We start from the raw sequence: 25369 nt of genomic DNA on the forward strand, positions 1-25369 counted from the left end.
TTTTCAACCCACTGAAGAAAAGGGAAATACCATGCACACCCAGCCATTGCGCTCCCGTTTCGCGGCCCTGACGGGCGCACTTGCCGCCACGGCCCTGCTGGCCGCCTGCGGGGCGATGAAGCAGCCCACCCCCAGCCCCAGCCCCATGTTCTCGCAGGACAGCCTGCCGGACGCCATCAAGGTACCCGCCGGCAACCGGGTCGCCATGGAAACCGTCGGCGTGGGCGACATCACCTATGAGTGCCGCGACAAGGCCAACGCGCCCGGCCAGGCCGAATGGGTGTTCGTGGGCCCCAAGGCGGTACTGAACGACCGCAGCGGCAAGCAAGTGGGCACCTACTACGGCCCACCCGCCACCTGGGAGTCGGCCGATGGCTCCAAGCTGACGGCCACCCAACTGGCCGTGGCGCCATCGGGTGCAGGCAACCTGCCCTACCAGCTGGTCAAGGCCCACCCCGCCATGGGCGGCGGCGCGATGGCAGGTGTGACCTTCATCCAGCGCGTGGCCTTGAAGGGCGGCGTGGCGCCTGCCTCGCCCTGTGCGACCGCCAACAAGGGCGAGCGCCAGAGCGTGAAGTACCAGGCCGACTACATCTTCTGGAAAGCGGCGTAGGCCGCTGCCCGCCGCGCCCCGCTCCGCGCATCCATCCGCATTGCGGGGCCAGCGCGTGGGGGTAGGGATTGATGGCACGCCCTAGTACTGCTTGTACGGCAGGAACTTGCCCGACAGCACCACCTTCACGCGGTCGCCCTTGGGGTCGGCCTCGCGCGTGATGTCCATACTGAAGTCGATGGCGCTCATGATGCCGTCGCCGAACTCCTCGTGGATCAGTTCCTTGATGGTCGTGCCATACACGCTCACGATCTCGTACCAGCGGTAGATCAGCGGGTCGGTGGGCACGGGCGTGGGCAGCGAGCCCTTGTAGGGCACGACCTGCAACCACTTCTGCTCCTCGGCCGTGAGGCCGAAGATCTTGCCCAGCACCTTGGCCTGCACGGGCGATGCGGTCATCTGGCCCAGGCACAGGGCGGTGGTCCACTCCTTGGACTGGCCGACCTTCCTGGCAATGGCATCCCATTGCAGGCCCTTGGCGACCTTGGTGCTGATGATCTTCTCGGTGACGTCGTTGCGGTTCATGGGGGCTCCTTGGGGGCGGGTGTCGGATCAGTGCGCTATGGCACGACCGCAAGCAATGCCCGTGCCCGCCGGCCCCACAGGCCGGTGGGGCGGTGGACACGGCCACCTATCCACCCCCGGCCCGACACAGCACAATAAGCCCATGCAATCCGTATCCCCCTCCACGGCAACCGCTGCCGCCCCGCCCCTTGCCTCCGTCTGGCGCGCGCCCAGCCTCTCGGCGCGCTGGTGGCCCGTGTTCCTGCGAAACCTGCTGGTCTGGCGCAAGCTGGCCATCCCCAGCCTGGTGGGCAACATCGCCGAGCCGCTGATGTGGCTGGTGGCGTTTGGCTACGGCATGGGCGCCCTGGTGGGACAGGTGAACGTGGGGACGGCGGGCGGCGCGACGACGCAGGTGCCGTACATCCTGTTCCTGGCCAGTGGCTCGATCTGCATGAGCGCGATGAACGCCGCCAGTTTCGAGGCGCTGTACTCCGCCTTCTCGCGCATGCATGTGCAAAAGACCTGGGACGGCATCATGAACGCGCCGGTGCGGCTTGACGACGTGGTGCTCGCCGAAATGCTGTGGGCCGCCTTCAAGGCGCTGTTCACGGTGACGGCCATCCTGGGCGTGATGCTCGCGCTCTCCATCAGCCACAGCCCCAAGCTGCTCGTGGCCTGGCCGGTGCTGCTCTTCGTCGGCATCATGTTCTCCAGCATCGCGCTCATCTTCAACGCACTCGCCAAGGGCTACGATTTCTTCACCTACTACTTCACGCTGGTGCTCACGCCCATGATGTTTCTGTCGGGGGTGTTCTTCCCGCGCGAGCAGCTGCCGCCCATCGTGCGCGCCATCTCGGACTGGCTGCCGCTGACCAATGCGGTCGAGCTGGTGCGGCCCCTGTTCATGGACCAGTGGCCTGCCAATGCGCTGCGCCATGGGCTGGTGCTGGTGGTGACCACGGTGGTGGCCTTCTGGGTGGCCCTGGCGCTCACGCGCAGGCGCTTCAAGGCCTGAACCGGCGGCACCGCCATGGCCCTTCCCCCGCTGCTGGATCCGGACCGCATGGCCATGGTCGCCAAGGGCGTGTCGGCCATCGTGGCATCGTGCAACGCCCAGCTGCAGCCGAGCATCATGCGCGCGGTCGGCTCCCACATCAGCGCGGACGGGCATCAGGTCACCGTCTTCCTGCGCCGCAGCCAGTCGCGGCAACTGCTGCAGGACATTGCCGAGACAGGGCAGATCGCCGTCGTCTTCAGCGAGCCGTCCACGCACCGCACGCTGCAGCTCAAGGCCAGCCGGGCGGTGCAGCGCCCGGCCGCCGCCGCCGACGCGCCGCTGCTGGAGGCGTACCTGCGCTCCATGGAACACGAGGTGGGCCTGGTGGGGTACGGTCCGCGCTACGTGGGCGCGATGCTGGCAGCGCCGCTGGCGGACGTGGTCGCCGTCAGCTTCACGCCGGCCAGGGCCTTCGACCAGACACCGGGGCCGCGCGCGGGCGCCGCGCTGCCCGCGCCGCAGCCATGAGCCAGCCCCTCCTGTCCCTGCACACGATCCGCCCCTGCCTGGAAGGAGCGATACCGGCCGTCATGGCCACCTGCGACGCCGATGGAACCCCCAACGTCGCCTACATCTCGCAGGCGGTGTACGTGGACGAAGGGCATGTCGCCCTGTCGTTCCAGTTCTTCAACAAGACGCGCCAGAACATCCTGCGCAACCCCCGCGCCTCGGTTCTGGTCCTGGACCCGCGCACGGCCAGCTTCTACCGCCTGCACCTCGTCTACCAGCGCACGGAAGCCACGGGCCCGGTGTTCGAGAGCATGCGCGCGCAGCTGGCGGGCATTGCCTCGCACGCGGGAATGGCGGGCGTCTTCGAACTCAAGGGGGCCGACATCTACGCGGTGGACCGCATCGAATCCGTGGCGGGCGAGAGCCTGCCCCCGCCAGCGCCGCGCCCCGGCATGCTGCACGCGCTGCGGGCCTGCAGCGAGCGCATGGCCCGCTGCACCGCGCTCGACGAGCTGCTGCAATGCACCCTGGGCGCATTGCGCGAGCAGCTGGACATCGAGCACGCGATGGTGCTCCTGCTCGACGCGCCTTCCAGCCAGCTCTACACGGTGGCCAGCTGTGGCTACGCAACCTCGGGCGTCGGATCGGAGATCCGCCTCGGCCAGGGGGTGATCGGCGTCGCGGCCCAGGAAGGGACACCCGTGCGCATCAGCCATTTCACCAATGCCGCCCGCTACAGCCACGCCATCCGCGAGAGCCTGGATGCCCATGCCGGCACCGGCGATCCCCAGCCCGCCCGCGGCCTGGACATTCCCTACCCGGGCCTGGCCCAGCCGCACAGCCAGGTGGCGGTGCCCCTGATGTCCGCCGGACGCCCGCTGGGCGTGCTGTTTGCCGAAAGCCCCCAGGACATGCGCTTTGGCTTCGAGGATGAAGACCTGCTGGTGGCCATTGCGGGCCAGCTGGCTGCCGCCATCGACCTGCTGCAGGCAGCGCCCGATGCGACGGAGCCCCTGCCCGCCCCCGCTGTAGCAACGCCAGTGAGCGGCAGCGCGCTGCGGGTGCGCCACTTTGCGGCCAATGACAGCGTGTTCATCAACGACGACTATTTGATCAAGGGGGTGGCAGGAGCCATCATCTGGAAGCTGCTGCGCGACCACCTGCACACCGGGCGCGTGGACTTCACCAACCGCGAACTGCGGCTGGATCCCACCCTGCGCCTGCCCGATGTGGCCGACAACCTGGAGGCCCGCCTGCTGTTGCTGCAGCGCCGCCTGCAGGAGAACTGCCCGCACATCCATATCGAAAAAACAGGGCGCGGGCGTTTTCGGCTGTGCGTGCTGCGCCCCGTGGTGCTGGAAGACGCCTGACGCCTCAGTGCACCAGACCAGGCACCACCGGCAGGCCCAGGCTGCGCATCAGCTTGGTCCACTCGGGCTGCGTGAGGTGCGGCTGCACTTGCGCCAGCACTGCGGCCAGCACGGGGGCGGGCGCATGCTGCTGCATGTCCGACAGCATGGCCGTGCGCTCGGCCGGTGACATGTAGGGCACCATCCAGCGGGCTACCACCATCATTTCGTGCGGCGGGATCGAGGCCACCAGCGCATCGTGCACACCCGCCAGTTCCGCGTCGGTGTAGCACTGCCAGAGCACGCGGTTGTGCGCAGTCTCTTCCTCGTGCATGTGCTCGAAGTTGTGTGCCACAAACAGCGCCAGCTGGCGGTACAGGGCCAGGGTGGCCGCAGCCCGTGCGGGCTTGGCACAGGCCATGAGGTGGTTCACCCCGTCTGCCAAGGCCGTGATGGCCTGTTCGTGCTCCACATGCTCACCCCCAATGCTCTGGCTGGAGCCGGGCTGGCGCGCCTCCATGGCGGCGTGCACAAACTGGTTCTCGTGGTGCAGGTGCGCGCGGCACAGGTCCAGCAGCTGCATCACACGGTCGCAGGTGTGGGCGAACTCCAGGTCGTCCTCCACATCCATGCGGCCCAGGCCCAGCAGCGTGTCGGCCATGAAGGCGCGCAGCGCCTTGTGGATGCTGGCGTACATGTCCATGCGGGGGGCGGTGGGCTGGGCTTGGGTCAGTGCGGCAATTTCGCGGGCATCAATCTTCATCTGCTTCTTTCATGGCCTCGTGGGGCCTCTCAACACCCTGCTTCTAGGGGTGCCGGGCCGGGTGCACCATGCACCCGCTTCCATGAAAAGAAGTCTAGAAAAGCGCGGCAGGTTTGCCTGTTAAAAACTCCTTAAGCAGACCTTCTTCGAACCTTAAAAACCGCGTTCAGCGCCGCAAATGTGAATTCCTTCACACCCGCGCACGCAGCAGGTCCACCGCCTTCTCCGCGATCATCACCGTCGGTGCGTTGGTATTGCCGCTCACGATGCGCGGCATGATGGACGCGTCCACCACGCGCAGGCCCGACAGGCCATGCACGCGCAGTTCGGCATCCACCACGTCCATGGGCCCCGTCCCCATGCGGCAGGTTCCCACGGGGTGGTAGATGGTGTCGGCGTACTGGCGGATGAACTGCTCGATCTCCACGTCGGTGCGCGCGTTGGCGGATGCCGCCAGCTCCTTGGCGCCGAACTTCGCCAGCGCAGGCTGCGCGAGGATCTCGCGCGTGCGCTGGAAGCCGCGCACCATGCGCCGCATGTCATCGGGGTCGGCGAGGAACTGCGGGTCCACCAGCGGCAGGGCCATGGGGTCTTTGCTCGCCAGCGTCACCGAGCCCCGGCTGCGCGGCTGCAGCAGGCACACGTGGGCCGAGTAGCCGTGGCCGAACACCGTCTTGCGGCCGTGGTCCACGAGCTTGCCGATCACGAAGTGCAGCTGCAGGTCGGGCACGGGCTCGGACGGATCGCTCTTGATGAAGCCACCGGCCTCGGCGAAGTTGGTGGTCAGCATGCCCGTGCGGCTGCGCCGCCATTCGCGGATGCCGCGCAGGGTCTGCGCCATGCCCGAGAGCGACAGCCCGAACAGGTCCTTGAGCGCGGGCGCATCCATGACCTGCACCACGTCGGGATGGTCGTGCAGGTGCGCGCCCACGCCGGGCAGGCCATGCAGCACCGGGATGCCGTGGCTTTGCAGCTGCGCGCCCGGCCCCACGCCGGAGAGCATGAGCAGCTGCGGCGACAGCAGCGCCCCCGCGCTCAGCAGCACCTCGCGCGAGGCCTTCACCTGCCGCAGCGCGCCGCCCTGGCGGTATTCCACGCCCACGGCGCGCCGGCCGTCAAACAGGATGCGGGTGGCCTGCGCGCCGGTGACGACCTGGAGGTTGGGCCGTGCCAGGTGCGGCGTGAGGTAGCCCTTGGCGGCGCTGTGGCGCTCGCCGTTCTTGTGCGTGACCTGGTACGGCCCCACGCCCTCCTGCGTGGCGCCGTTGAAGTCGGCGTTGTACGGATGCCCGGCCTGCACCCCCGCGTCGGCGAAGTACTGGCTGAAGCGGTTTGGCGCGCGCAGGTCCGCCACGTTGAAGGGGCCGCCCTGGGCATGCCAGGCATCGGCGCCGCGCTCGTTGTTCTCGGCGCGCAGGAAGTAGGGTTTCACATCCTCCCAGCCCCAGCCGGGATTGCCCTGGGCGGCCCAATGGTCGTAGTCGGCATGCTGGCCCCGGATATAGACCATGGCGTTGATGGAGCTGGAGCCCCCGAGCACCTTGCCGCGCGGCTGGTAGCCGCTGCGGTGGTTCAGCGCGGCCTGCGGCGTGGTGTTGAAGCCCCAGCCGTTGAGTTCGAACTTGGCCATCACGGCCAGCCCCGCGGGGCAATGGATGAGCACGCTGCTGTCGGCCGGGCCTGCTTCGAGCAGGCAGACCCGCACGGCGGGGTCTTCGGTCAGCCGGCCCGCCAGGACGGAGCCCGCCGAACCGCCGCCAATGACGATGTAATCGAACATGTTGTGTTGCCTCCTGCGCCGTACATGGCGGCGGTGTGGAGGCACGATAACCGAACGGGCGTTCGATTCGCTTTACCATGCTGCCCGTCTGTTTCACTTTGAAGAGAGCTCTCTATATGACGATTCGAACGGTTGGCATCATCGGCGCGGGCACCATGGGCAATGGCATTGCACAGGCCTGCGCGGTCTCGGGCATCGACGTGGTGATGGTCGACATCTCCGATACCGCGGTGCAAAAAGGCCTGGCCACGGTGTCGGGCAGCCTGGACCGCCTGATCAAGAAGGACAAGATCACGGCGGCCGACAAGGACGTGGCGCTGGCGCGCATCAAGGTCTCCACCAGCTACGACGACCTCAAGGCCGCGCAGCTCGTGATCGAGGCCGCCACCGAGAACTACGAGCTCAAGCTCAAGATCCTCAAGCAGGTGGACGCGCTGGTCGCGCCCGAGGTGCTGATCGCCTCGAACACCTCCTCGATCTCCATCACCAAGCTGGCCGCCGCCACGTCGCGTGCCGACCGCTTCATCGGCATGCACTTCTTCAACCCCGTGCCCATGATGGCGCTGGTGGAAATCATCCGCGGCCTGCAGACCAGCGATGCCACGCACGACGCCGTGAAGGCCCTGGCCGAAGCCCTGGGCAAGAGCCCCATCACCGTGAAGAACGCACCCGGCTTCGTGGTCAACCGCATCCTGGTGCCGATGATCAATGAAGCCTTCTTCGTGCTGGCCGAGGGCCTGGCCACGCCCGAGGACATCGACGCGGGCATGAAGCTCGGCTGCAACCAGCCCATCGGCCCGCTGGCGCTGGCCGACATGATCGGCCTGGACGTGTGCCTGGCCGTGATGGACGTGTACCTGACCGAGTTCGGCGACAGCAAGTACCGCCCCTGCCCGCTGCTCAAGGAAATGGTGGCGGCCGGCCGCCTGGGCCGCAAGACCGGCCAGGGCGTTTACACCTACTGAGGACCCCAGGCGCGCTGTCCCCCCGGGGACGGCGCGCCCATCGCGTTGGGTTTTCAATCATGGGCAAGGAGACATTTGCGCCCATGACCAGCAGCATCACCCCCACCACGCCCCCGGCCGAAGGCTGTATCGACACCCAGGTGCTCGGCCACATCCTGCTGATCGGCATCAACCGCCCGGCCAAGCGCAATGGCTGGACGCCGCCCATGTTCCGCCAGCTGGCCGAGGCCTACACCCGGCTCGACGATGACCCAGAGCTGCGCGTGGGCGTGCTGCATGCCTTTGGCGGCCACTTCACCGCCGGGCTGGACCTGCCCGCCGTGAGCGCCTACATGCAGCGCGGCGAAAAAGCCATCCCCGAAGGCATGGTGGAGCCCCACGACTACGGCCTGCCCGGCTACCGGCGCCGCAGCAAGCCCATGGTGGTGGCGGTCAAGGGCATCTGCTTCACGGTGGGCATCGAACTGATGCTGGGCGCCGACATCGTGGTCGCCGCCGATGACTGCCGTTTCTCGCAGATGGAGGTGCAGCGCGGCATCATGGCCACGGGCGGCGCCACGCTGCGCATGGCCGAACGCGCGGGCACCGGCAATGCGCTGCTGCATTTGCTGACCGCCGACGAGTTCGGAAGCAGCGAGGCGCTGCGCTTGAACTTCGTGCAGAAGGTGGTGCCCGCCGCGCAGGTGCTGGACGAGGCCATCGCCATCGCCCGGCGCATCGAGGCCCAGGCGCCGCGGGCCGTGGTGGCCACGCGGCTCAACGTGCTCAAGGCCATCGAGCAGGGGCAGGCCGCCGCGGTGGCCGATTTCATTCCCGTGCAGAAGCAGCTGGCCAACAGCGAGGATGCGGCCGAGGGCGTGCGCGCCTTCGTTGAAAAGCGGCCCGCGCGTTTCACCGGGCGTTGACGGCCCGCCGCGGCCAGGCCGGGCCGGGCCTCTTGCGCCTTGATGGCACGCGCGCCGCGCGCGGATAGCACCGCGGGCGAAAGGCCGCCGCGTCCGTCCGCAAAAACCAATCCAGCAACAAAAGATTACACAATTCAATTGCACACAATTAAATTGCACCGCACAATCCACCCCATGGCACGCAGCAACACTTCCACCACCCCCAGCCCGGCAGCGCTGCGCCTGGACAACCAGGTGTGTTTCGCGCTGTATTCCGCCTCGCTGGCGATGACCAAGCTGTACAAGCCCCTGCTGGAGGCCGTGGGCCTGACCTACCCCCAGTACCTCGTGATGCTGGTGCTGTGGGAGCAGGACGGCGTGACCGTCTCCGACCTCGGCGAGCGCCTGTTCCTCGACTCGGGCACGCTCACCCCACTGCTCAAGCGCCTGGAGACCTCGGGCCTGATCGCCCGCATCCGCGATGCGCAGGACGAGCGCCGCGTGCGCATCAGCCTCACGGCCCCGGGCCGGGCGCTGCGCGACAAGGCGGAAAGCATTCCGCCCTGCGTGCTCGAAAGCAGCCAGTGCACCCTGCCCGAGCTGACCGCCCTGACCGGCCAGCTCAAGACCTTCCGCGACCGGATCAACCCGCCGCGCTGACCCTTTTCTTTCACCGTTCGTTTCCACCCCCCCGTCCGCATCGCGGACATTCATTGACCCACTGCAAAGGAAGACACCATGACGCAACTCGAAAAAGTCCTCTACACCGCCAAGGCCCACGTGACCGGTGGCCGTGACGGCGCCGCCAAGACCGATGACGGCCGCCTGGACGTCAAGCTGTCCTCGCCCGGCACCTCCGGTACCGGCACCAACCCCGAGCAGCTGTTCGCCTCGGGCTACGCAGCCTGCTTCATCGGCGCGATGAAGGCCGTGGGCGGCAAGATCGGCATCCCCGTGCCGCAGGACGTGTCCATCGACGCCGAAGTGGACCTGGGCCCCATCCCGAACGCCTACGGCATCGCCGCGCGCCTGGCCATCAGCCTGCCCGGCCTGGACAAGGCCACGGCCCAGAAGCTGGTGGACGCAGCCCACCAGGTCTGCCCCTACTCCAACGCCACGCGCGGCAACATCGACGTGACCATCACGCTGGTGTAAGCCATGGGCCGGCTGCTGCTTCCCCGCATCGCGGTGGCCCTCGTGGCCATCGAGCATGTGTACATCCTGGTGCTGGAGATGTTCTTCTGGAACAAGCCCCTGGGCCTGAAGACCTTCAACCTGACCCAGGAGCTGGCCGATGCCACCGTGACGCTGGCGGCCAACCAGGGGCTGTACAACGGCTTCCTGGCCGCCGGGCTGTTCTGGGGGCTGTTCACCGGCAACCGGCTGTTCAAGATCTTCTTCCTGGGCTGCGTGATCGTGGCCGGGGTCTTCGGCGCCGCCACCGCCGTGCCCAAGATCTTCTTCACCCAGGCGCTGCCGGCCATCATCGCCCTGGCCCTGGTGCTGGCCCTGGACAAGCCCGCGCGCCAGCGCAGTCTGTAATAGCTACAAAAATCATAGCTTCCAGCGCTTGCCAGCCAAGCGCTGGAAGCTATTCTCACATGCGGCATGGCGCTCCCCGGCGCCCGGCCCGCGCGCTGCAAGCTGGCATTCAGCCACGCGCGCGATGATGGTGCCCAATACTCGCGCCATGAAGACCGCCCTCCTCTCCGACATCCACGCCAACCGCCAGGCCCTGGACGCCTGCCTGCAGCATGCCCGCGCGCAGGGCGCCCAGCGATTCGCCCTGCTGGGCGACCTCGTGGGCTACGGCGGCGACCCCGTGGCCGTGGCAGACCAGGCCATGGCGCTCGCGCAGAACGGCGCGCTGTGCGTGCTGGGCAACCACGACGCCATGGCGCTCGCGCCGCCCGCGACGCCCCGCAACCGCGCAGAGCTGGGCGCGCGGTGGACACACGACCGCCTCGCGTCGCGGCACCACGCCTTCCTGCAGGCCTTGCCGCTGACCGCGCGGCTGGGCGGCAACGCCCTGCTCGTGCACGCCAGCGCCGACGCACCCGCCCAGTGGCGCTACGTGGACGACTCCAACGCGGCCGAGCGCTGCATGATGGCGGCGCAGGCCATCGACCCCGCCATCCGCTATGTGTTCTGCGGCCATGTGCACGAGCAGGTGCTGTACTTCCTCACGCCCACCGCCAAGCTCATGCGCTTTGCGCCCGAGCCCGGCGTGCCCGTGCCCGTGCCGCCACACCGCCAGTGGCTCGCCATCGTGGGCTCCGTGGGCCAGCCGCGCGACGGCGACGCACGCGCCATGTACGCGCTGTTCGACGACGCGGCGGCGCAGATCACCTTCCATCGCGTGCCGTACGACCACCTGGCCGCCGCGGCCGCCATCCGCGCGGCGGGCCTGCCCGGCTTCTATGCGGACCGCCTGGAAAAAGGCCAGTAGGGATGAAACACCCCCCTGAGCGGCCGCGCCGCTTCTCCCGCCCCCGCATCGCTGGGGGATGCGGGCAGGGGGACGGCGCCAGCGCGGCACGCGGCGCAAGGGAAAATCAACATGAAACTGCTTGAGCCCGGCACCGAGATCGACGGCTTTCGCGTGGCCGAGTGCATCCACGCGGGCGGCATGGCGCATATCTATGCCGTGGAGTACGCGCAGGCAGGCCGCAGCCCCGGCTTTCCGATGGCGATGAAGATCCCGCGCATGACCGCGGGCGACGGCGCGGAGAACATCGTGGGCTTCGAGGTCGAACTGCAGATCCTTCCGGTCCTCACCGGCCCCCACGTGCCGCGCTTCGTCGCCGCCGGCGACCTGGTGCGCCTGCCCTACCTCGTCATGGAATACGTGCCGGGCCAGACGCTGCAGCACTGGCTGGACGGCGCCGCCGGTCCGGGCATGGCGCCCACCCCGCCAGAGACCATTGCGCGGCTGGGCGCGGCCATTGCCCACGCCGCGCACAGCCTGCACCAGCAGAACGTCTGCCACCTCGACCTCAAGCCGGCCAACGTGCTCATCAAGAGCGACGGCGACGCCGTGCTGCTGGACTTCGGGCTCTCGTGCCACGCGCACTACCCCGATCTGCTGGCCGAGGAAATGCGCCAGGCCGTGGGTTCGCCCACCTGGATCGCCCCCGAACAGGTGGTGGGCGTGCGCGGCGACCCGCGCAGCGACATCTTCGCCATCGGCGTGATGCTGTACGAGCTGGCCACCGGCGAGCTGCCCTTTGGCTCGCCCACCACGCAGGGCGGCCTGCGCCAGCGGCTGTGGATGACGCCCGCGCCCCCCCGCAAGCACCGCGCCGACATCCCGCCCTGGCTGCAAGAAGCCATCCTGCGCTGCCTGGAGCCCGAGGCCGCCAGCCGCTACCCCTCGGCCGCCCACCTGGCGTTCGACCTGACCCACCCGGCGCAGGTGCCCATCACCGCGCGCGGCCAGCGCACGCAGGGCACGCCGCTCACCACGCACCTGCGCCGCTGGGTGCGCGCGGCGGGCATGCACTACCAGCCCAGCCCCCTGCCCGCGCAGCAGATCGAGGAGACTCCCATCCTCATGGTGGCCGTGCCACATGCCGACGTGAGCGATGCCACGCTGTATTCGCTGCGCCAGGCGGTCGCGCGCTCGCTGGGCATCCGGCCCGGCGCGCGCCTGGCCTGCGTGACGGTGATCTCGCCCTCGGCCAGCAGCACGAGCGACAGCGAACGCAGCGAGACCACGCTGCACCGCCAGCACATGGCGCGCCTGCGGCAATGGGCGCAGGGGCTGGACCTGTCGGGCCACCACGCGAGCTACCACGTGCTGGAAGCCAGCGACGTGGCCCAGGCGCTGGTGCGCTACGCCGCCAGCAACCACGTGAGCATGATGATCCTGGGCGCGGCCACCCACGGCCTGCACACCCAGCGCTTCATCGCGACGGTGCCCATGCGCGTGGCGCGCGACGCGCCCTGCACCGTCATCCTGGTCAAGCAGTCGCTTCCGTTCGAGCAGCTGGCGCACCCCCTGGGCGGCTGAGCGGCCGTGCCGCGCTGTCGCGCAGGCGGCGCGGGCATCTTGAGCCGGCGGGGGGTTTCGTTTAGCGTCGCGGCATGAGCACCACCACCACCCTCCTCGTGCGCCAGGACCAGCTGGCCACCACCCGCCAGTGGGCCGCAGAAGAACCCGCCCTCGCCGAGGGCCAGGTCCGCGTGCGGGTCGAACAGTTCGCCCTCACGTCCAACAACATCACCTATGCCGCGCTGGGGAACATGCTCAACTACTGGCAGTTCTTCCCCACCAGCGAGCCCGGCTGGGGCATCGTGCCCGTGTGGGGGTTTGGCACGGTGATCGAGTCATCGCACCCCGACGTGGCGGTGGGCGAGCGGCTGTACGGCTACTGGCCCATGGGCACCCAGGCGGTGCTCTCGCCCCAGCGCGCCAACGCGGCCGGCTTCAGCGACGGTGCCCCCCACCGCGCGGGCCTGCACGCCGTCTACAACCACTACCTGCGCACCCGCACCGACCCGCTGTACCGCGCCGACAACGAGGACGTGCAGGCGCTGCTGCGGCCGCTGTTCATCACCTCGTGGCTCATCGACGACTTTCTGGCAGACCAGCAGTTCTTCGGCGCCAGGCGCATGCTGCTGTCCAGCGCGTCGAGCAAAACGGCCTACGGCACCGCGTTCCAGCTGGCGCAACGGGGCGGCATCGAGGTCGTGGGGCTGACGTCGCCGGGCAATGTGGCCTTCTGCGAAAGCCTGGGCTGCTACGACCGCGTGGTCACCTACGACGCGCTGGAATCGCAGCTCGACGGCGCCACGCCCAGCGTGTACATCGACTTCGCGGGCAGCGTGGGCCTGCGCCAGCGCATCCACGCCCACTTCACGGGCCTGGCCTACAGCTGCTCGGTGGGTGCAAGTCATGTGGGCGATCTGGGCGGTGCCGGCCAGCTGCCCGGCCCGCGCCCGGTGATGTTCTTTGCGCCCGCCCAGGTCAAGAAGCGCCACGCCGACTGGGGTGCACAGGGCCTCAACGACCGCCTGGTGGCGGCCTGGAACCAGTTCAGCGCCGCCGTACAGACCGCCTCCAACCCCTGGCTGGTGGTGCACAACCATGAGGGGCCCGAGGCCACGCAGGCGCTGTTTGCCGCCGTGCTGGCCGGCAGCGGCGACCCGCGCGCCGGGCACATCGCCACCATGCTGCCCCGCTGACACGCAACGCGCGGGACATGCCGGGGCGGGCGGCGACAATGGGGCATGACCCCATTGCCTCCCGACACCGCGCCCGACACCCGCCCCCCCGCCGACCAGCACCCCTACGCCCGCCTCACCCCCGACCAGGTGCTGGACGCGCTGGCCGGCGTGGGCCTGTATGGCGATGGGCGCCTCATGGCCCTGTCGTCGTACGAAAACCGGGTGTACCAGGTCACCCTGGAGGATGGCGAGCGCGTGGTGGCCAAGTTCTACCGCCCTGGCCGCTGGAGCGAGGCGCAGATCCTGGAAGAGCACGCCTTTGCCGCCGAGCTGATGGCCGCCGAGGTGCCCGCCGTGGGGCCCCTGGTGCTGAACGGCAGCACCTTGCACCAGCACGACGGGTTTGCGTTTTCGGTCAGCCCCTGGCGCGGCGGCCGCCAGCCCGAGCTGGATGACTTCGAGGTGCTCGAATGGATCGGCCGCTTTCTCGCCCGCATCCATACCGTGGGCGCGGCCCGGCCGTTTGTGCACCGCCCGCTGCTGGACGTGCAGACCTTTGGCACGGCGTCGTACGACTGGCTGCTTGCCCGGGAAATCATCCCGCTCGACATGCAGGCCCAGTGGAAGGCCCAGTGCGAAAAAGCTCTTGAATTGATAGCTGCCAGCGCTTATCCATCAAGCGCTGGAGCTCCATTTAGCTTGAAAGATGCCACCCCCATCCGCCTGCACGGCGACTGCCACCCCGGCAACATCCTCTGGACGCCGCTGGACGAATGGGGCCGGGGCGGCCCGCACTTCGTGGACCTGGACGACGCCCGCATGGGCCCGGCCGTGCAGGATCTGTGGATGCTGCTGTCGGGCGACCGGCGCCAGCGCACCCACCAGCTCGGCGCCCTGATCGACGGCTACGAGCAGTTCCGCGGCTTCGACCGCCGCGAGCTGGCGCTCATCGAGCCGCTGCGCACGCTGCGCCTGATCCACTACAGCGCCTGGCTCGCGCGCCGCTGGCAGGACCCGATCTTCCCGGTCAACTTCCCGTGGTTCGGCACCAGCGACTACTGGCGCGGGCAGGTGGACATGCTGATCGAGCAGATCGAGGCCATGCAGGAAGAGCCCCTGTCCGCCTGAGGCAGCCCCGCGGCCTGCGTGCCGCGCCACGGGGTTCGCGCTGCGGGTGCCGGCGATGTCCTTGGCGCCTCTTCATTGCAAACGATTGTCAACCCGTGTGCACGCGGGTGCGATGTCGCGCACCATCAGAAAAACGACCTTCAAGAAGGGCATTTTTCTGACTTGCGAAGGGCCTCCAGGCCCGAAGACTCACACCACCATGCGCATTGCCGTCCTCAACGACGACCCCCTCCTGCCCGACATGATCAAGGGCGCCCTCGAGCGCCTCCACCACGTGTGCCACTTCTATGCCAGCGGCGCGAGCCTGCTCAAGGACGTGCGCCACGAGACCTTCGATCTGCTGATCGCAGACTGGCATCTTCCCGACATGAACGGGATCGAGGTCATACAGCGCATGCGCGAGATGATCGGGCACCAGCTTCCCATCCTGCTGGTCACCCGGCGCAACGAGGAGCGCGACGTGATCGAGGCCCTCAACCGGGGCGCCGACGACTTCATGACCAAGCCGGTGCGCATGGGCGAGCTGGTGGCACGCGTCTCGGCCCTGCTGCGGCGGGCCTACCCGCAGACCATGGGCGAGGCGCTGGTCTTCGGCCCCTACCGCTTCGACGCGGAGCGGCGGCTGCTGACCCTGCACGGTGCTCCGCTGGCGCTGAAGAACCGCGAGTACGAACTGGCCCTGTTCATGTTCCGCAACGCGGGGCGGCTGCTGTCCCGCGCGCACCTGCGCGAAGTCGTGTGGGGCGAAATCAGCGAGGCGGCTTCGCGCTCGCTCGACACCCATGTATCGCGCCTGCGCGCCAAGCTGCAGCTGACCCCGGGCAACGGCTACACGATCACTGCGATCTACGGCATGGGCTACCGGCTGGACGCCGCGGATTCGCGCGGCTAGACGGCCCCCGCGCCCTCCCCCGCCAGCGTGCGGGCCGGCCCACGCGGCGCACACGCAGCCCGCGGCACACACCCGGCGGACCTCCCGCCCCCCCACACGCATCCCGGAATGAAAAAAGGCCAGCACGCAGACAGCGTGCTGGCCTTGGACCGGGCCGCGAGCAGCAGGCTATCCCGGCGCAATCACCACGATAGCCGCTGCCACGCGCGCACTACCGGCGGCGACCCACGGCAGGGTGCTGCCAGGCCATCAGCCCCAGCAGGACCGCCAGCAGGATCAGGCCCCACTCGGACAGCGTGGGGATGCTGCTGGTGGTGTTGGACACCGTGGTCGTGGCGCTGGCCGTGTTGTTGGGCGGGTTGGTATCGCCCGGCGCATCCACGGTGGCGGAGTTCACCAGCGGACGTGCGCCGCTGTAGGGGGACGACAGCATGGTGCTGATCGTGAAGGTGCGCGAAGCCCCTACCGCCAGTGCGCCGACCGCACAGCGCACGGTGCCCGAGGCATTGACGCACCCGGCAGCGGAGACGAAGTTGACACCCGCCGGCAGCACATCCACCACCTGCGCGCCATCGCTGGCCAGCGGGCCGTTGTTGGTCACCACCAGCGTGTAGTCCAGCGCCGCGCCCGGTGCGATCGGGCCTGCGGGCGCCGTCTTGGTCAGGGCCAGGTCCGTGGCCACGGTGAAGCGGCGCGCGGTCGTGTCATGCGTCACCACGTTGTTGGCCAGCGTGGTCTCGGTTTCTTCCACCACCACGCTCGCCTGGTTGAACGCGGTGCCGCTCGTGGCCCCCGCGACGGTGAGGGTTTCCGCGCGCATCACGTAGGTGATGGTGGCGCTCTGGCCGCTGCTGAGCCCTGGGAAGGAGCAGATCAGCGTGCCGCTGGTCGCACCCACCGCGGGCTCGGTGCAGGAGCCGCCCGCATTCACCGTGAGCGAGCCCCGGTAGCTGAAGGTGGCCGTGGGCGAGGAGCCCGGCGCGGGGAACACGTCGGTCATCACCACGTTGGTGCCGAAGGACGGACCGCTGTTGTTCACCGTGATCGTGTACGTCGTCGACTGCCCCAGGTCCACCGGGTCGGAGCTGTCCACCTTGTTCACCAGGATGTCCAGCTGCGGCGCCGTGACGGGCGTCGTGGTGGTGGCGCTGTTGTTAGCCAGGCTCGACTCGGTGGTGGCGGTGGTCGCGGCGACGCTGTTGACCACGCTGCTGCCTGCCGCGTTGCCCAGGGGACGCATGCGGTAGTTCACCGTCTGCTGCACGCCGGCATTGATGCTGGCCCAGTTGCAGGTGAGCGTTCCGCCCACCGTGCCTGCCGCGACGGGGACGCAGCTGCCGCCCCCGCTCACGCTCACCACGTCGATAAAGGCGGCATTGGACGGCAGGGTGTCCACCATCTGCACGGTCTGTGCGGTGGAAGGCCCCGTGTTGCCGATGGTCGCCACGAAGGTGATGGGCGCACCGGCCGCGACCGTGGAGGGCGTGGCCGTCTTGGCGGCGGTCACGTCCACGATGGCCGTGACCTGGCTGGTCACGCTGCCGCTGTTGTTGGCCTGGTTGGGGTCGCCCACGTCGGCGGAACGCACGGTGGCGGTGTTGGTGCGCGGGCCGGTGACGGCGATGCTGGGGCGCACCACCACGGTCACCGTGGCCTGCGCGCCGGAGTTCAGCGTGCCCAGGTTGCAGCTCAGGTTCTGCGGGGTGCCGTTGGTGACGCCGTTGGGCGTGCAGCTGCCCTGCGAGGCCACGGCGGACTGGAAGCCGCCGGTGGTCACCAGGCTGGCCAGCGTGTCCGACACGATGACATTGCTGGCGGACGCCGGGCCGACGTTGTCGACCGTGATGACGTAGGTCAGGTTCTGGCCCGCGACCACGGGGTCCGGCGCTGCGGTCTTGGACACGACGCGCAGGTCGGCCTGGGTGGCGGTGGCGGTGACGCCCACGCCCACGCAGTTGTTCGTCCCGTTGCTGTCCACTCGCGCACCTCCCCCCAGCGCCACACAGGCATTGTTGGTGACGGTACCCGCGCTGGCCAGCACGGCGGACACCGTGACGGCAGGCGCACTGGAGTTCGCGTTCAGGCCCGTGGAGCGGGTGCAGTTCCAGGCTGCCACGCCGTTGCCGACAAAGGGCAGTGCATCGCAGGTCCAGCCCGTGGCGCTGACAAGGCTGTTGAGCGTCACACCGGCAGGCACCACGTCGGAGATGGTGATCGCCTGGCCGTTGGGTACCGCCAAGGGGCCGGTGTTGCGCGCCGTCAGCGTGTAGTTGAACGCCTGGCCCGGCACTACCGGGTTGATGCTGGCCGTCTTGGTCAGCTGCATGTCCGCATCGTTGCTGGCCGTCACGTTGACCGAGTCCGAGTTGTTCGCGGGCACCGGGTCGGCCAGCGGCGTGTTGACGGCGGCCGTGTTGCCCAGCGTACCCGCGCTGTTGGCCGTGGCGGTCACGGTGATGACGGGCATGTTGGTGAAGTTGGCACCGGTGTACTCCGTGCGCGTGCAGGTGATCGTGGCGTCACAGGTCCAGCCCGTGCCCACGGCGGACACGAAGGTGAGCCCCGCGCCCAGCGTATCGGTCACCGTGACGGGCCGGCCCACCAGCGACTCCCCGCCATTGAGGCGCGGCGTGAGCGTGTACACCACGTTGGTGCCCTGGGCCACATTGGAGCTGGCGGCACTCTTGGTGATGGCCACATCGGCACCGGAGGCGGAAGTCACGTCGGCGGAGGTGGTGTTGTTGGAGGTGTTGCCGTCCGGCATGGCCGAGTTGTCGGGCTTGAGGCCGTCGATGGCGAATGCGGCGGTCACCGTGCCGTTGACGTTGGACACGGCGGGGACCGTCAGCACGGCGGCGGACGCTCCGTTGGCGAGCGTGCCCGCGCGGGTGCAGGTCACCGTGCCGCTGTTCAGCGGGTAACCGCCCGAGGCCGTGCACGACCAGCCCGTGCCCGTGGGCGTCGACGTGATCGAGGCGCCGGCCGGCACGGTGAAGCTGATGCGCTGGCTCCCATCGGCCGCATTCGGGCCGTTGTTCGCAGCCTGCAGCGCATAGCTGTAGGCCTGCCCGGCCACCACGTTGGCCGTGGAAGGCGTGGCCACGAGCGCCAGGTCGGCCGCCTGCGTGGCGGTGGTGTCCTGCACGCTGTTGACGTTGTTGCTGGTGTTGGGATCGGACGTGGCGCTGGAGGCCGTGGCGGTGTTGGTCCACACGCCCGCGGAAGGCAGCCGCACGCGGATCGTCACGGTCTGGTTGGTGTTGAACGCGATGTTGCCCACGGCGCAGTTGACGGTGCCGCCGGCCTCGCTGCACGAGCCCGCCGTGGTGTTCACGTCGATGAACGTGGAGCCCGCGGGAAGGGTGTCCACCAGCGTGACGCCGGTGGCGCCGTTCGGGCCGTTGTTGTCGATGCGCAGCGTGTACGTGAAGATGCCTCCGGCGGGCCCCGGGTCCGGGGAATCCGCATGGTTCACCACCAGGTCGGCGGACTGCGCCAGGGCGGCCCCGGCAAACAACCCGCTGGCCAGCAAGAGCCAGCGGAAGCGGCGCACGGCGCGCTGCGCGGGCGCAGCCGCAGGAACCTCGCGTGCCTGCGCGGTGGCATCGCTGGCAGGCTGCATGGACCCGCTGGATGTCTGCGCGCGCCAGGGAGCGCGGCCGCTCGTCCATAGTCGCGTCAATCGATAGGGCATTGAATTCTCCTGAAGTGGATGGCTCGAACTTCCGGCCACGCCGCGACCTCACCAGGCCCCTCAGGGCTGGCAAAAAATGCGAGGGAGTGCGTGAACGCGCCTGGGCCGCCATGGGCAAAGGCAGGGCCTGAATTTATCGAGCGCGGCAGGCGTAATCCGCGCAGAAACAATCGTTAACGTTCGTGAACCGTATTGCGTATTGTTTCCACCACGCAGGCCGTGGCGCGCAGGCGCCCCCGGGCAGTGGACCGGTTCCACGGCACTGGGCTATGCTGCGCCATTCCAGATCCCCCAGCGAGTTGCCCCGGCCATGAAGGATTTGTTCCGCAACCTCTTTTCCATCCGCCAGCAGCGCCGGCCTGCCCCGGTGGGGCCCTTGCCGGCGGTGGGCACGTTCATCATCCGAGGGCCGGTCAAGATGGCGATCACCTGCCCCGTGCCGCCCGAGCTCTGGGACTGGCTGGTGCTCTCGGGCTGGCGCAACCTGCCCGTCAAGAATGACCGGCGCAAGGGGCTGCTGGCGCCGCAGGGCGCGCTCAAGGAGCTGATCGACGCCGACCCGCAGGAGCGCAACCGCGCGCACGACCGCCTGCTGGAGCAGGCGCGGCCGGAGGATTGAGGCGCACCGCCCCCGCCCGCTGGCGCGGAGGACGCCAGCGCCGGCGCAAAAAAACCCCGTGATGCCGTGGCATCGACGGGGTTTGCTCTATTTTTAATAGCTATCGGCGCTTGATGGCCGGGCGCCAGAAGCCTATTTCATCCCTGTCACACCAGCAGCGCGTTCACCCGCCGCACGTAGGCCGCCGGGTCTTCGGGCAGGCCGCCTTCGGCCAGCAGCGCCTGGTCGAACAGGATGTGCGCGAGGTCGTGGAAATGCACGCTGCCGTCGAGCTTCTTGACCAGCGCATGCTCGGCATTGACCTCCAGCACGGGCTTGGTCTCCGGGGCCTGCTGGCCAGCCTGCTTGAGCATGCGCGCGAGCTGGGTGCTCATGCCGTCGTCCTGCACCACCAGGCACGCGGGTGAATCGACGAGGCGCGTGGTCACGCGCACGTCCTCGGCCTTGTCCTTGAGCGCCTCCTTGAGCTTGGCGAGCACGGGCTTGAAGGTCTCGGCGGCCTCTTCGGCGGCCTTCTTCTCGGCCTCGTCCTGCAGCTTGCCCAGGTCCACCGCGCCCTTGGCCACGCTTTGCAGCGGCGTGCCGTCGAATTCGTGCAGGTAGTTCAGCGCCCACTCGTCCACGCGGTCGGTCATGAGCAGCACCTCGATGCCCTTCTTCTTGAAGACTTCGAGCTGCGGGCTGTTCTTGGCCGCCGCCAGGGTGTCGGCGGTGATGTAGTAGATGGCCTCCTGGCCTTCCTTCATGCGGGCCTTGTAATCGGCAAAGCCCACCGTCACGGCATCGCTGGTGGTGGACGCAAAACGCAGCAGCTTGGCCAGGCGCTCGCGGTTGCCAAAGTCTTCGCCCATGCCTTCCTTGAGCACGGCGCCGAATTCGGCGTAGAACTGGCTGTACTTGCCTTCCTTGGCCTTGTCGTCGGCGTCGACCACGTCCGTCACACCGTCGTCGCCCGCCGTGGCCTCATGCTTGTCGTGCTTGGCCAGGTCTTCCAGCATGCTGAGCACGCGCTTGGTCGAGCCTTCGCGGATGGCGCGCACGTCGCGGCTTTCCTGCAGCAGCTCGCGGCTCACGTTCAGCGGCAGGTCGGCCGAGTCGATCACGCCCTTGACGAAGCGCAGGTAGGTGGGCATCAGCGCCTCGGCGTCGTCCATGATGAACACGCGCTTGACGTACAGCTTCACGCCGGCCTTCTTGTCGCGGTTCCACAGGTCGAACGGCGCCTTGGCGGGGATGTACAGGAGCTGCGTGTACTCGGTGTTGCCCTCGACGCGGTTGTGCGCCCAGGTCAGCGGGGCTTCATGGTCGTGGCTGATGGTCTTGTAGAACTCGGCGTACTGCTCGTCCGTGATGTCCTTCTTAGGGCGGCTCCACAGCGCGCTGGCCTTGTTGATGGTTTCCCACTCGCCGGTCTTGACCATGGCGCCCGGCTGGCGGCCGCCGTTCTCGTCCGAAGGGTTGATCAGCTCGCCGTCTTTCCACTCTTCCTTTTCCATGAGGATGGGCAGGCTGATGTGGTCGGAGTACTTGGCGATGACGGACTTGAGCTTCCAGGCGTTGAGGTATTCCTCGGCGTCGTCGCGCAGGTGCAGGATGATGCTGGTGCCGCGCTGCGGACGGTTGATGGTTTCCACCTCGAAGTCGCCCGTGCCGCCGCTCACCCAGCGCACGCCTTCGCCGGCAGGCAGGCCCGCGCGGCGCGACTCGACCGTGATCTTGTCGGCCACGATGAAGCCCGAATAGAAGCCCACGCCGAACTGGCCGATGAGCTGCGCGTCCTGCTTCTGGTCGCCCGAGAGCTTGCCCATGAAGTCCTTGGTGCCGCTCTTGGCGATGGTGCCCAGATGCTCGATGGCCTCCTGCTGGCTCATGCCGATGCCGTTGTCGGTGATGGTGAGCGTCTTCGCGTCCTTGTCGAAGGTCACGCGCACTTCCAGGTTGGGAGCGTCCTCGAACAGCGCGGAATTGTTCAGGCCTTCGAAGCGCAGCTTGTCGCACGCGTCCGAGGCGTTGGAGATCAGCTCGCGCAGGAAGATCTCCTGGTTGGAGTACAGCGAGTGCGTGACAAGGTGCAGCAGCTGGGCCACTTCGGCCTGGAAAGACAGGGTCTGTTTGGTGCTCATGGTGTCTTGGAGATTGCTGTGTAAGGTGCAAGGGAACGCCTTTCACGGGCCACGGGGGTGGCGAGGAAAGGCGTTCGCGCGTGTTCACCTCGGGGCGGACTGGCTGATTTCAAGGGTGTTTCGCACACGGCGGCCTCCGGCGCGGCCTGCCGTCCGTCCCTGCAGACGGCGGGCAGGCGGGGCCGGGCGCTGAAGATTGTTGACAATTTGCAGGCAACTGGCAGTATTTTTTGTCATTTGCCCCCCATAAGATGCACGCGCCGCCGCTGTTCCGAAGGGAGCAGCCTTCCAGAACCCTGTGCCCTTTTTTCTTTCGGAGCCGTCCTGCCATGCCCACATCCCTTCAAAAATGGTCCGCCGAGTTCCTCGGCACGTTCTGGCTGACCCTGGGCGGCTGCGGCAGCGCCGTGCTGGCCGCGGCCTTTCCTCAGCTGGGCATTGGTTTTGTCGGCGTGTCCCTGGCCTTTGGCCTCACGGTGCTGACGGGGGCCTATGCCCTGGGACCGATCTCGGGCGGGCACTTCAATCCCGCCGTGTCGGTGGGGCTGGCGCTGGGTGGCCGCTTCAAGGCGTCCGAGCTGCCCGGCTACGTGGTGGCCCAGGTGCTGGGCGCCATCGCCGCGGCGGGCGTGCTGTACCTCATCGCCACCGGCAAGCCGGGCGCGGACATCGGGGGTTTCGCCACCAACGGCTATGGCGAACACTCCCCCGGCGGCTATGGCCTGGTGGCCGCCGTGGTGACGGAGGTCGTGCTGACGGCCGTGTTCCTCATCGTGATCCTGGGCGCCACGGCCAAACGCGCGGCCAGCGGCTTTGGCGGGCTGGCGATCGGCCTGTGCCTCACGCTCATCCACCTGATCTCCATCCCGGTGACCAACACCTCGGTCAACCCCGCGCGCAGCACCGGCCCGGCGCTGTTTGGCCCGGCCTATGCGCTGTCGGAACTGTGGGTGTTCTGGGCAGCGCCCATCGCAGGCGCGCTGCTGGGCGCCGCCATCTACCGCGCGCTGCTCAGCGACGACTGAGGGGGCGGGCTTCAGCCCTCGATCGTGATGCGCTGCACCAGCGTCTGCAGGATCTTGTCGGCCTTGTCGTTGGCCACCTGGCAGGTGCCCGCGGCCGCATGCCCGCCGCCGCCAAACTCCAGCATGAGGTTGCCGATGTGCACCTGGCTGCTGCGGTCGAGGATGGACTTGCCCGTGGCGAACACCGTGTTCTGCTTTTGCAGGCCCCACATCACGTGGATGGAGATGTTGCACTGGGGGAACAGCGCGTAGATCATGAAGCGGTTGGTGGCCCAGATGGTTTCTTCCTCGCGCAGGTCCAGCACCACCAGCTTGCCGATGCGGATGGCGCAGCGCTGCAGCTGCTCCTGGGCCTTGGGGGCATGGTCTCGGTACAGCTGCACGCGCTCCTGCACGTCGGGCAGGGCCAGGATGTCGGCGATGTCGTGGTCGCGGCAATACTGGATGAGGTCCATCATCAGCGCATAGTTGCTGATGCGGAAGTCGCGGAAACGCCCCAGTCCCGTGCGCGAATCCATCATGTAGTTCAGCAGAACCCAGCCCTGGGGATCCAGGATGTCTTCGCGGGAGTACTGGGCGGAGTCGGCCTGGTCCACCGCCGCCATCATTTCGTCGGTGATGCGCGGAAAGGCCGCCTTGCCGCCGTAGTGGTTGTAGACCACGCGGGCCGCCGACGGCGCATGGGCCTCGATGATGTGGTTTTCGTCGCGCCGGCCCGAGTTGCGCACGGTTTCCGATTCGTGGTGGTCGAAGACCAGGTGGGCCCCCGGCACATAGGGCAGGTTGGTGGTGATGTCGCGGCTGGTGATGGCGATCTTGCCGTCCTGCATGTCCTTCGGGTGCACGAAGGTGATCTCGTCGATGAGATTGAGCTCATTGAGCAGCACGGCACACACGAGGCCGTCGAAGTCGCTGCGGGTTACCAGCCGGTATTTCACGTCGCTCACTAGTTTCTCCTTGTCACATATTCATGGCCACATGGTAGCCGCGGGCCAAGGCCCCACAAGGCCGTTGGCATGGAAAAGCGGACCACCGGACCGCTTTTCTCCCTTTGCCGCTCACGCGGGCCGAAGCCACTGCTCCAGCTGCCGCGCCACGCCCGCATCGCCCAGCAGCGCCAGATGGCCCATCCGGTGGAACACGGCCTGCCGATCCTTGGCAAAACCCAGGGTCCGCCGCGCATCATCGTGGATGCCCAGGGCACTGTGCAACGGCACCAACCCGTCGCCCACCAGCCGCTCAGCCACCGGACTGCGCCGCGCGGCCAGCGTGGCGGCAATGGCATGGCAGGCCACGCCCTCGGGCAGCGGCACCGGAACGCGCCGGTCAGGCTGGCGGTGAAAGCGGTCGCGCCCCTGCCCGTCGGATTCCAGCACGTGGCCGTGGCGCAGGTCGGTGATGCCCGCGCTGCGCAGCTGCGCCAGCCGTGCGAAGGGGCGCGAATACGGCGTGCTGCCCAGCAGGATGTCCACCCAGTGGCCGGCTTTTTCCAGCGGCGCGCCATGGTGGGGCGTGCCCAGGCACACCAGGTGGCGCAGCAGCGCCGGCCAGCCCAGCCCCTGCGCCACCGCCTGGTGGCACGCACTGCGCGCGACCAGCCCGCCCATGCTGTGGGCCAGCACCGCCACCTCCGTCACGGGCACCGGCCAGTCCCTCACGAGGGATTCCAGCTGCGCCGCGAGCTCCGCGCCATTGGCGCAGGTGTGCAGGCCCGTGTTGTAGCGCAGGTAGACCGGCGTGCAGCCCAGCGCCTGCGCGAGGTAGGCGCCATGGTCATGGCCCTGGTGCAGCCACTGCAGATCGTTCATGCACAGGCCGTGGACCAGCACCAGCACCTTGCCGGTGACCGCGCCGCTGGCGGCCAGGGCGGGCAGGTCGAGCGGCAGCCCCTCCCGGTGGAACCCCATGCGGGTGCACAGCGGGTTGCCGTCGCGCTGGAGGCGGTCCCCCATCACGCCGTTGAGGGCGGCCAGCACGGCCTCGCGCTCCCACTGCACGCCGGTGTGCGGCACGGCAGGCTCGAAAAACGGCTCCAGCCGCGCCAGGCCCGCCTGCAGCCCCGCATCCACGAGCCATGTCACGCCCCGAATGCTCTGGTAGACCAGCCCCGTGAGGCCCCGCGCCTGCCCGGGCTGCGCCCCGCCAGGCAAACCCAGGGTGCCCAGCACCGACTGGTGCACGCCCTCGGCCACGCGGCTGATACCCGTGGTGGCCTGCGTGGCCAGCCGCGCCACGCCGCGCAGGTCGGAAACGCGCAACTGCCGCAGGGGGCCAGGCGTGGAGGGTTCGGCGGGCCGCCTTGCCCCGGGGCCGGCTGCATTGGCGCCGCGGCGCGGTGTTGGGGACATGGG

23 protein-coding genes are annotated in these 25369 nt (G+C 68.5%); 16 read left to right on the forward strand and 7 right to left on the reverse strand.

Translation table 11 applies throughout. The features are described from left to right. The first annotated feature begins 31 nt into the window (after positions 1–31). The gene (locus AC1RVY_RS05975; protein WP_492805760.1) at positions 32–613 is read left to right on the forward strand and encodes a DUF3455 domain-containing protein; all 582 of its coding nucleotides are present in this window, start codon (positions 32–34) and stop codon (positions 611–613) included. Between the two features lie 81 nt (positions 614–694). Here AC1RVY_RS05975 and cynS read toward each other — a convergent pair whose 3' ends face one another. Further along, a complete protein-coding gene (gene cynS / locus AC1RVY_RS05980; protein WP_218340575.1) occupies positions 695–1138 on the reverse strand; it encodes a cyanase in 444 nt (147 codons plus the stop codon). Between the two features lie 142 nt (positions 1139–1280). Between cynS and AC1RVY_RS05985 the strand changes: the two genes are divergently transcribed. From AC1RVY_RS05985 to AC1RVY_RS05995, 3 genes are read left to right on the forward strand one after another with little or no spacing between them, the layout of a single operon-like run. Further along, on the forward strand, positions 1281–2135 hold the full coding sequence (locus tag AC1RVY_RS05985; RefSeq protein WP_369641296.1) for an ABC transporter permease: 855 nt from the start codon (positions 1281–1283) through the stop codon (positions 2133–2135). 15 nt (positions 2136–2150) lie between these two features. After that, on the forward strand, positions 2151–2645 hold the full coding sequence (locus AC1RVY_RS05990) for a hypothetical protein (protein ID WP_218340577.1): 495 nt from the start codon (positions 2151–2153) through the stop codon (positions 2643–2645). Continuing rightward, complete coding sequence (locus AC1RVY_RS05995) at positions 2642–3997, forward strand: GAF domain-containing protein (protein ID WP_492805762.1); 1356 nt, start codon at positions 2642–2644, stop codon at positions 3995–3997. Before AC1RVY_RS05990 ends, AC1RVY_RS05995 begins: the two co-directional genes overlap by 4 nt. A 4-nt stretch (positions 3998–4001) precedes the next feature. On the opposite strand, the gene AC1RVY_RS06000 is transcribed toward AC1RVY_RS05995, so the two are convergent. Together AC1RVY_RS06000 and AC1RVY_RS06005 are read right to left on the reverse strand one after the other, a co-directional pair. After that, positions 4002–4739 (reverse strand): hemerythrin domain-containing protein, encoded by a 738-nt coding sequence (locus AC1RVY_RS06000; protein WP_492805764.1) that lies wholly within the window; start codon positions 4737–4739, stop codon positions 4002–4004. A gap of 190 nt (positions 4740–4929) precedes the next feature. Next, positions 4930–6519: a GMC family oxidoreductase gene (locus tag AC1RVY_RS06005; RefSeq protein WP_492805766.1), complete on the reverse strand. Its 1590-nt coding sequence runs from the start codon at positions 6517–6519 to the stop codon at positions 4930–4932. A gap of 116 nt (positions 6520–6635) precedes the next feature. On the opposite strand from AC1RVY_RS06005, the gene AC1RVY_RS06010 reads away from it, so the two are divergent. The 10 genes from AC1RVY_RS06010 to AC1RVY_RS06055 all read left to right on the forward strand — a co-directional run bounded on the left by AC1RVY_RS06010 (position 6636) and on the right by AC1RVY_RS06055 (position 15557). Then, complete coding sequence (locus AC1RVY_RS06010; protein ID WP_492805767.1) at positions 6636–7484, forward strand: 3-hydroxybutyryl-CoA dehydrogenase; 849 nt, start codon at positions 6636–6638, stop codon at positions 7482–7484. Positions 7485–7567: 83 nt separating this feature from the next. Then, positions 7568–8389: a crotonase/enoyl-CoA hydratase family protein gene (locus AC1RVY_RS06015; RefSeq protein ID WP_492805769.1), complete on the forward strand. Its 822-nt coding sequence runs from the start codon at positions 7568–7570 to the stop codon at positions 8387–8389. 174 nt (positions 8390–8563) lie between these two features. Then, positions 8564–9028 carry a MarR family winged helix-turn-helix transcriptional regulator gene (locus AC1RVY_RS06020; RefSeq protein WP_218293077.1) on the forward strand — a complete coding sequence of 155 codons (465 nt, stop codon included), beginning with the start codon at positions 8564–8566 and terminating at the stop codon, positions 9026–9028. A 78-nt stretch (positions 9029–9106) separates the two neighbouring features. Next, the gene (locus tag AC1RVY_RS06025) at positions 9107–9523 is read left to right on the forward strand and encodes an organic hydroperoxide resistance protein (RefSeq protein WP_218293076.1); all 417 of its coding nucleotides are present in this window, start codon (positions 9107–9109) and stop codon (positions 9521–9523) included. A 3-nt stretch (positions 9524–9526) separates the two neighbouring features. After that, positions 9527–9910, forward strand: a complete 384-nt coding sequence (locus AC1RVY_RS06030; RefSeq protein ID WP_369641293.1) for a DUF1304 domain-containing protein — start codon at positions 9527–9529, stop codon at positions 9908–9910. Between the two features lie 148 nt (positions 9911–10058). After that, positions 10059–10817 carry a metallophosphoesterase family protein gene (locus AC1RVY_RS06035; protein WP_218293074.1) on the forward strand — a complete coding sequence of 253 codons (759 nt, stop codon included), beginning with the start codon at positions 10059–10061 and terminating at the stop codon, positions 10815–10817. A gap of 111 nt (positions 10818–10928) precedes the next feature. Continuing rightward, entirely contained in the window at positions 10929–12380 is a 1452-nt protein-coding gene (locus AC1RVY_RS06040) for a bifunctional serine/threonine-protein kinase/universal stress protein (protein WP_218293073.1), read from the forward strand. Between the two features lie 74 nt (positions 12381–12454). Continuing rightward, positions 12455–13555, forward strand: a complete 1101-nt coding sequence (locus AC1RVY_RS06045) for a DUF2855 family protein (RefSeq protein ID WP_492805772.1) — start codon at positions 12455–12457, stop codon at positions 13553–13555. Positions 13556–13600: 45 nt separating this feature from the next. Beyond that, complete coding sequence (locus AC1RVY_RS06050) at positions 13601–14665, forward strand: serine/threonine protein kinase (RefSeq protein ID WP_218293071.1); 1065 nt, start codon at positions 13601–13603, stop codon at positions 14663–14665. A gap of 199 nt (positions 14666–14864) precedes the next feature. Continuing rightward, the gene (locus AC1RVY_RS06055; RefSeq protein ID WP_218293070.1) at positions 14865–15557 is read left to right on the forward strand and encodes a response regulator transcription factor; all 693 of its coding nucleotides are present in this window, start codon (positions 14865–14867) and stop codon (positions 15555–15557) included. 211 nt (positions 15558–15768) lie between these two features. Here the strand turns inward: AC1RVY_RS06055 and AC1RVY_RS06060 are convergent, their stop codons facing one another. Next, a complete protein-coding gene (locus tag AC1RVY_RS06060) occupies positions 15769–19251 on the reverse strand; it encodes an IPTL-CTERM sorting domain-containing protein (RefSeq protein WP_492805773.1) in 3483 nt (1160 codons plus the stop codon). 310 nt (positions 19252–19561) lie between these two features. Between AC1RVY_RS06060 and AC1RVY_RS06065 the strand changes: the two genes are divergently transcribed. Beyond that, the gene (locus AC1RVY_RS06065) at positions 19562–19870 is read left to right on the forward strand and encodes a hypothetical protein (RefSeq protein ID WP_218293068.1); all 309 of its coding nucleotides are present in this window, start codon (positions 19562–19564) and stop codon (positions 19868–19870) included. A 146-nt stretch (positions 19871–20016) separates the two neighbouring features. Here AC1RVY_RS06065 and htpG read toward each other — a convergent pair whose 3' ends face one another. Then, positions 20017–21993 carry a molecular chaperone HtpG gene (htpG, locus tag AC1RVY_RS06070; RefSeq protein WP_492805775.1) on the reverse strand — a complete coding sequence of 659 codons (1977 nt, stop codon included), beginning with the start codon at positions 21991–21993 and terminating at the stop codon, positions 20017–20019. A 329-nt stretch (positions 21994–22322) separates the two neighbouring features. Between htpG and aqpZ the strand changes: the two genes are divergently transcribed. After that, on the forward strand, positions 22323–23018 hold the full coding sequence (gene aqpZ, locus AC1RVY_RS06075; protein WP_492246303.1) for an aquaporin Z: 696 nt from the start codon (positions 22323–22325) through the stop codon (positions 23016–23018). 11 nt (positions 23019–23029) lie between these two features. Here the strand turns inward: aqpZ and AC1RVY_RS06080 are convergent, their stop codons facing one another. Together AC1RVY_RS06080 and AC1RVY_RS06085 are read right to left on the reverse strand one after the other, a co-directional pair. Further along, complete coding sequence (locus AC1RVY_RS06080; RefSeq protein WP_218293065.1) at positions 23030–23965, reverse strand: exopolyphosphatase; 936 nt, start codon at positions 23963–23965, stop codon at positions 23030–23032. A gap of 111 nt (positions 23966–24076) precedes the next feature. Beyond that, positions 24077–25366: an esterase/lipase family protein gene (locus AC1RVY_RS06085; protein WP_492805777.1), complete on the reverse strand. Its 1290-nt coding sequence runs from the start codon at positions 25364–25366 to the stop codon at positions 24077–24079. Positions 25367–25369: the final 3 nt, after the last annotated feature.

Source organism: Acidovorax sp. GW821-FHT11A03 (genome assembly GCF_058809075.1).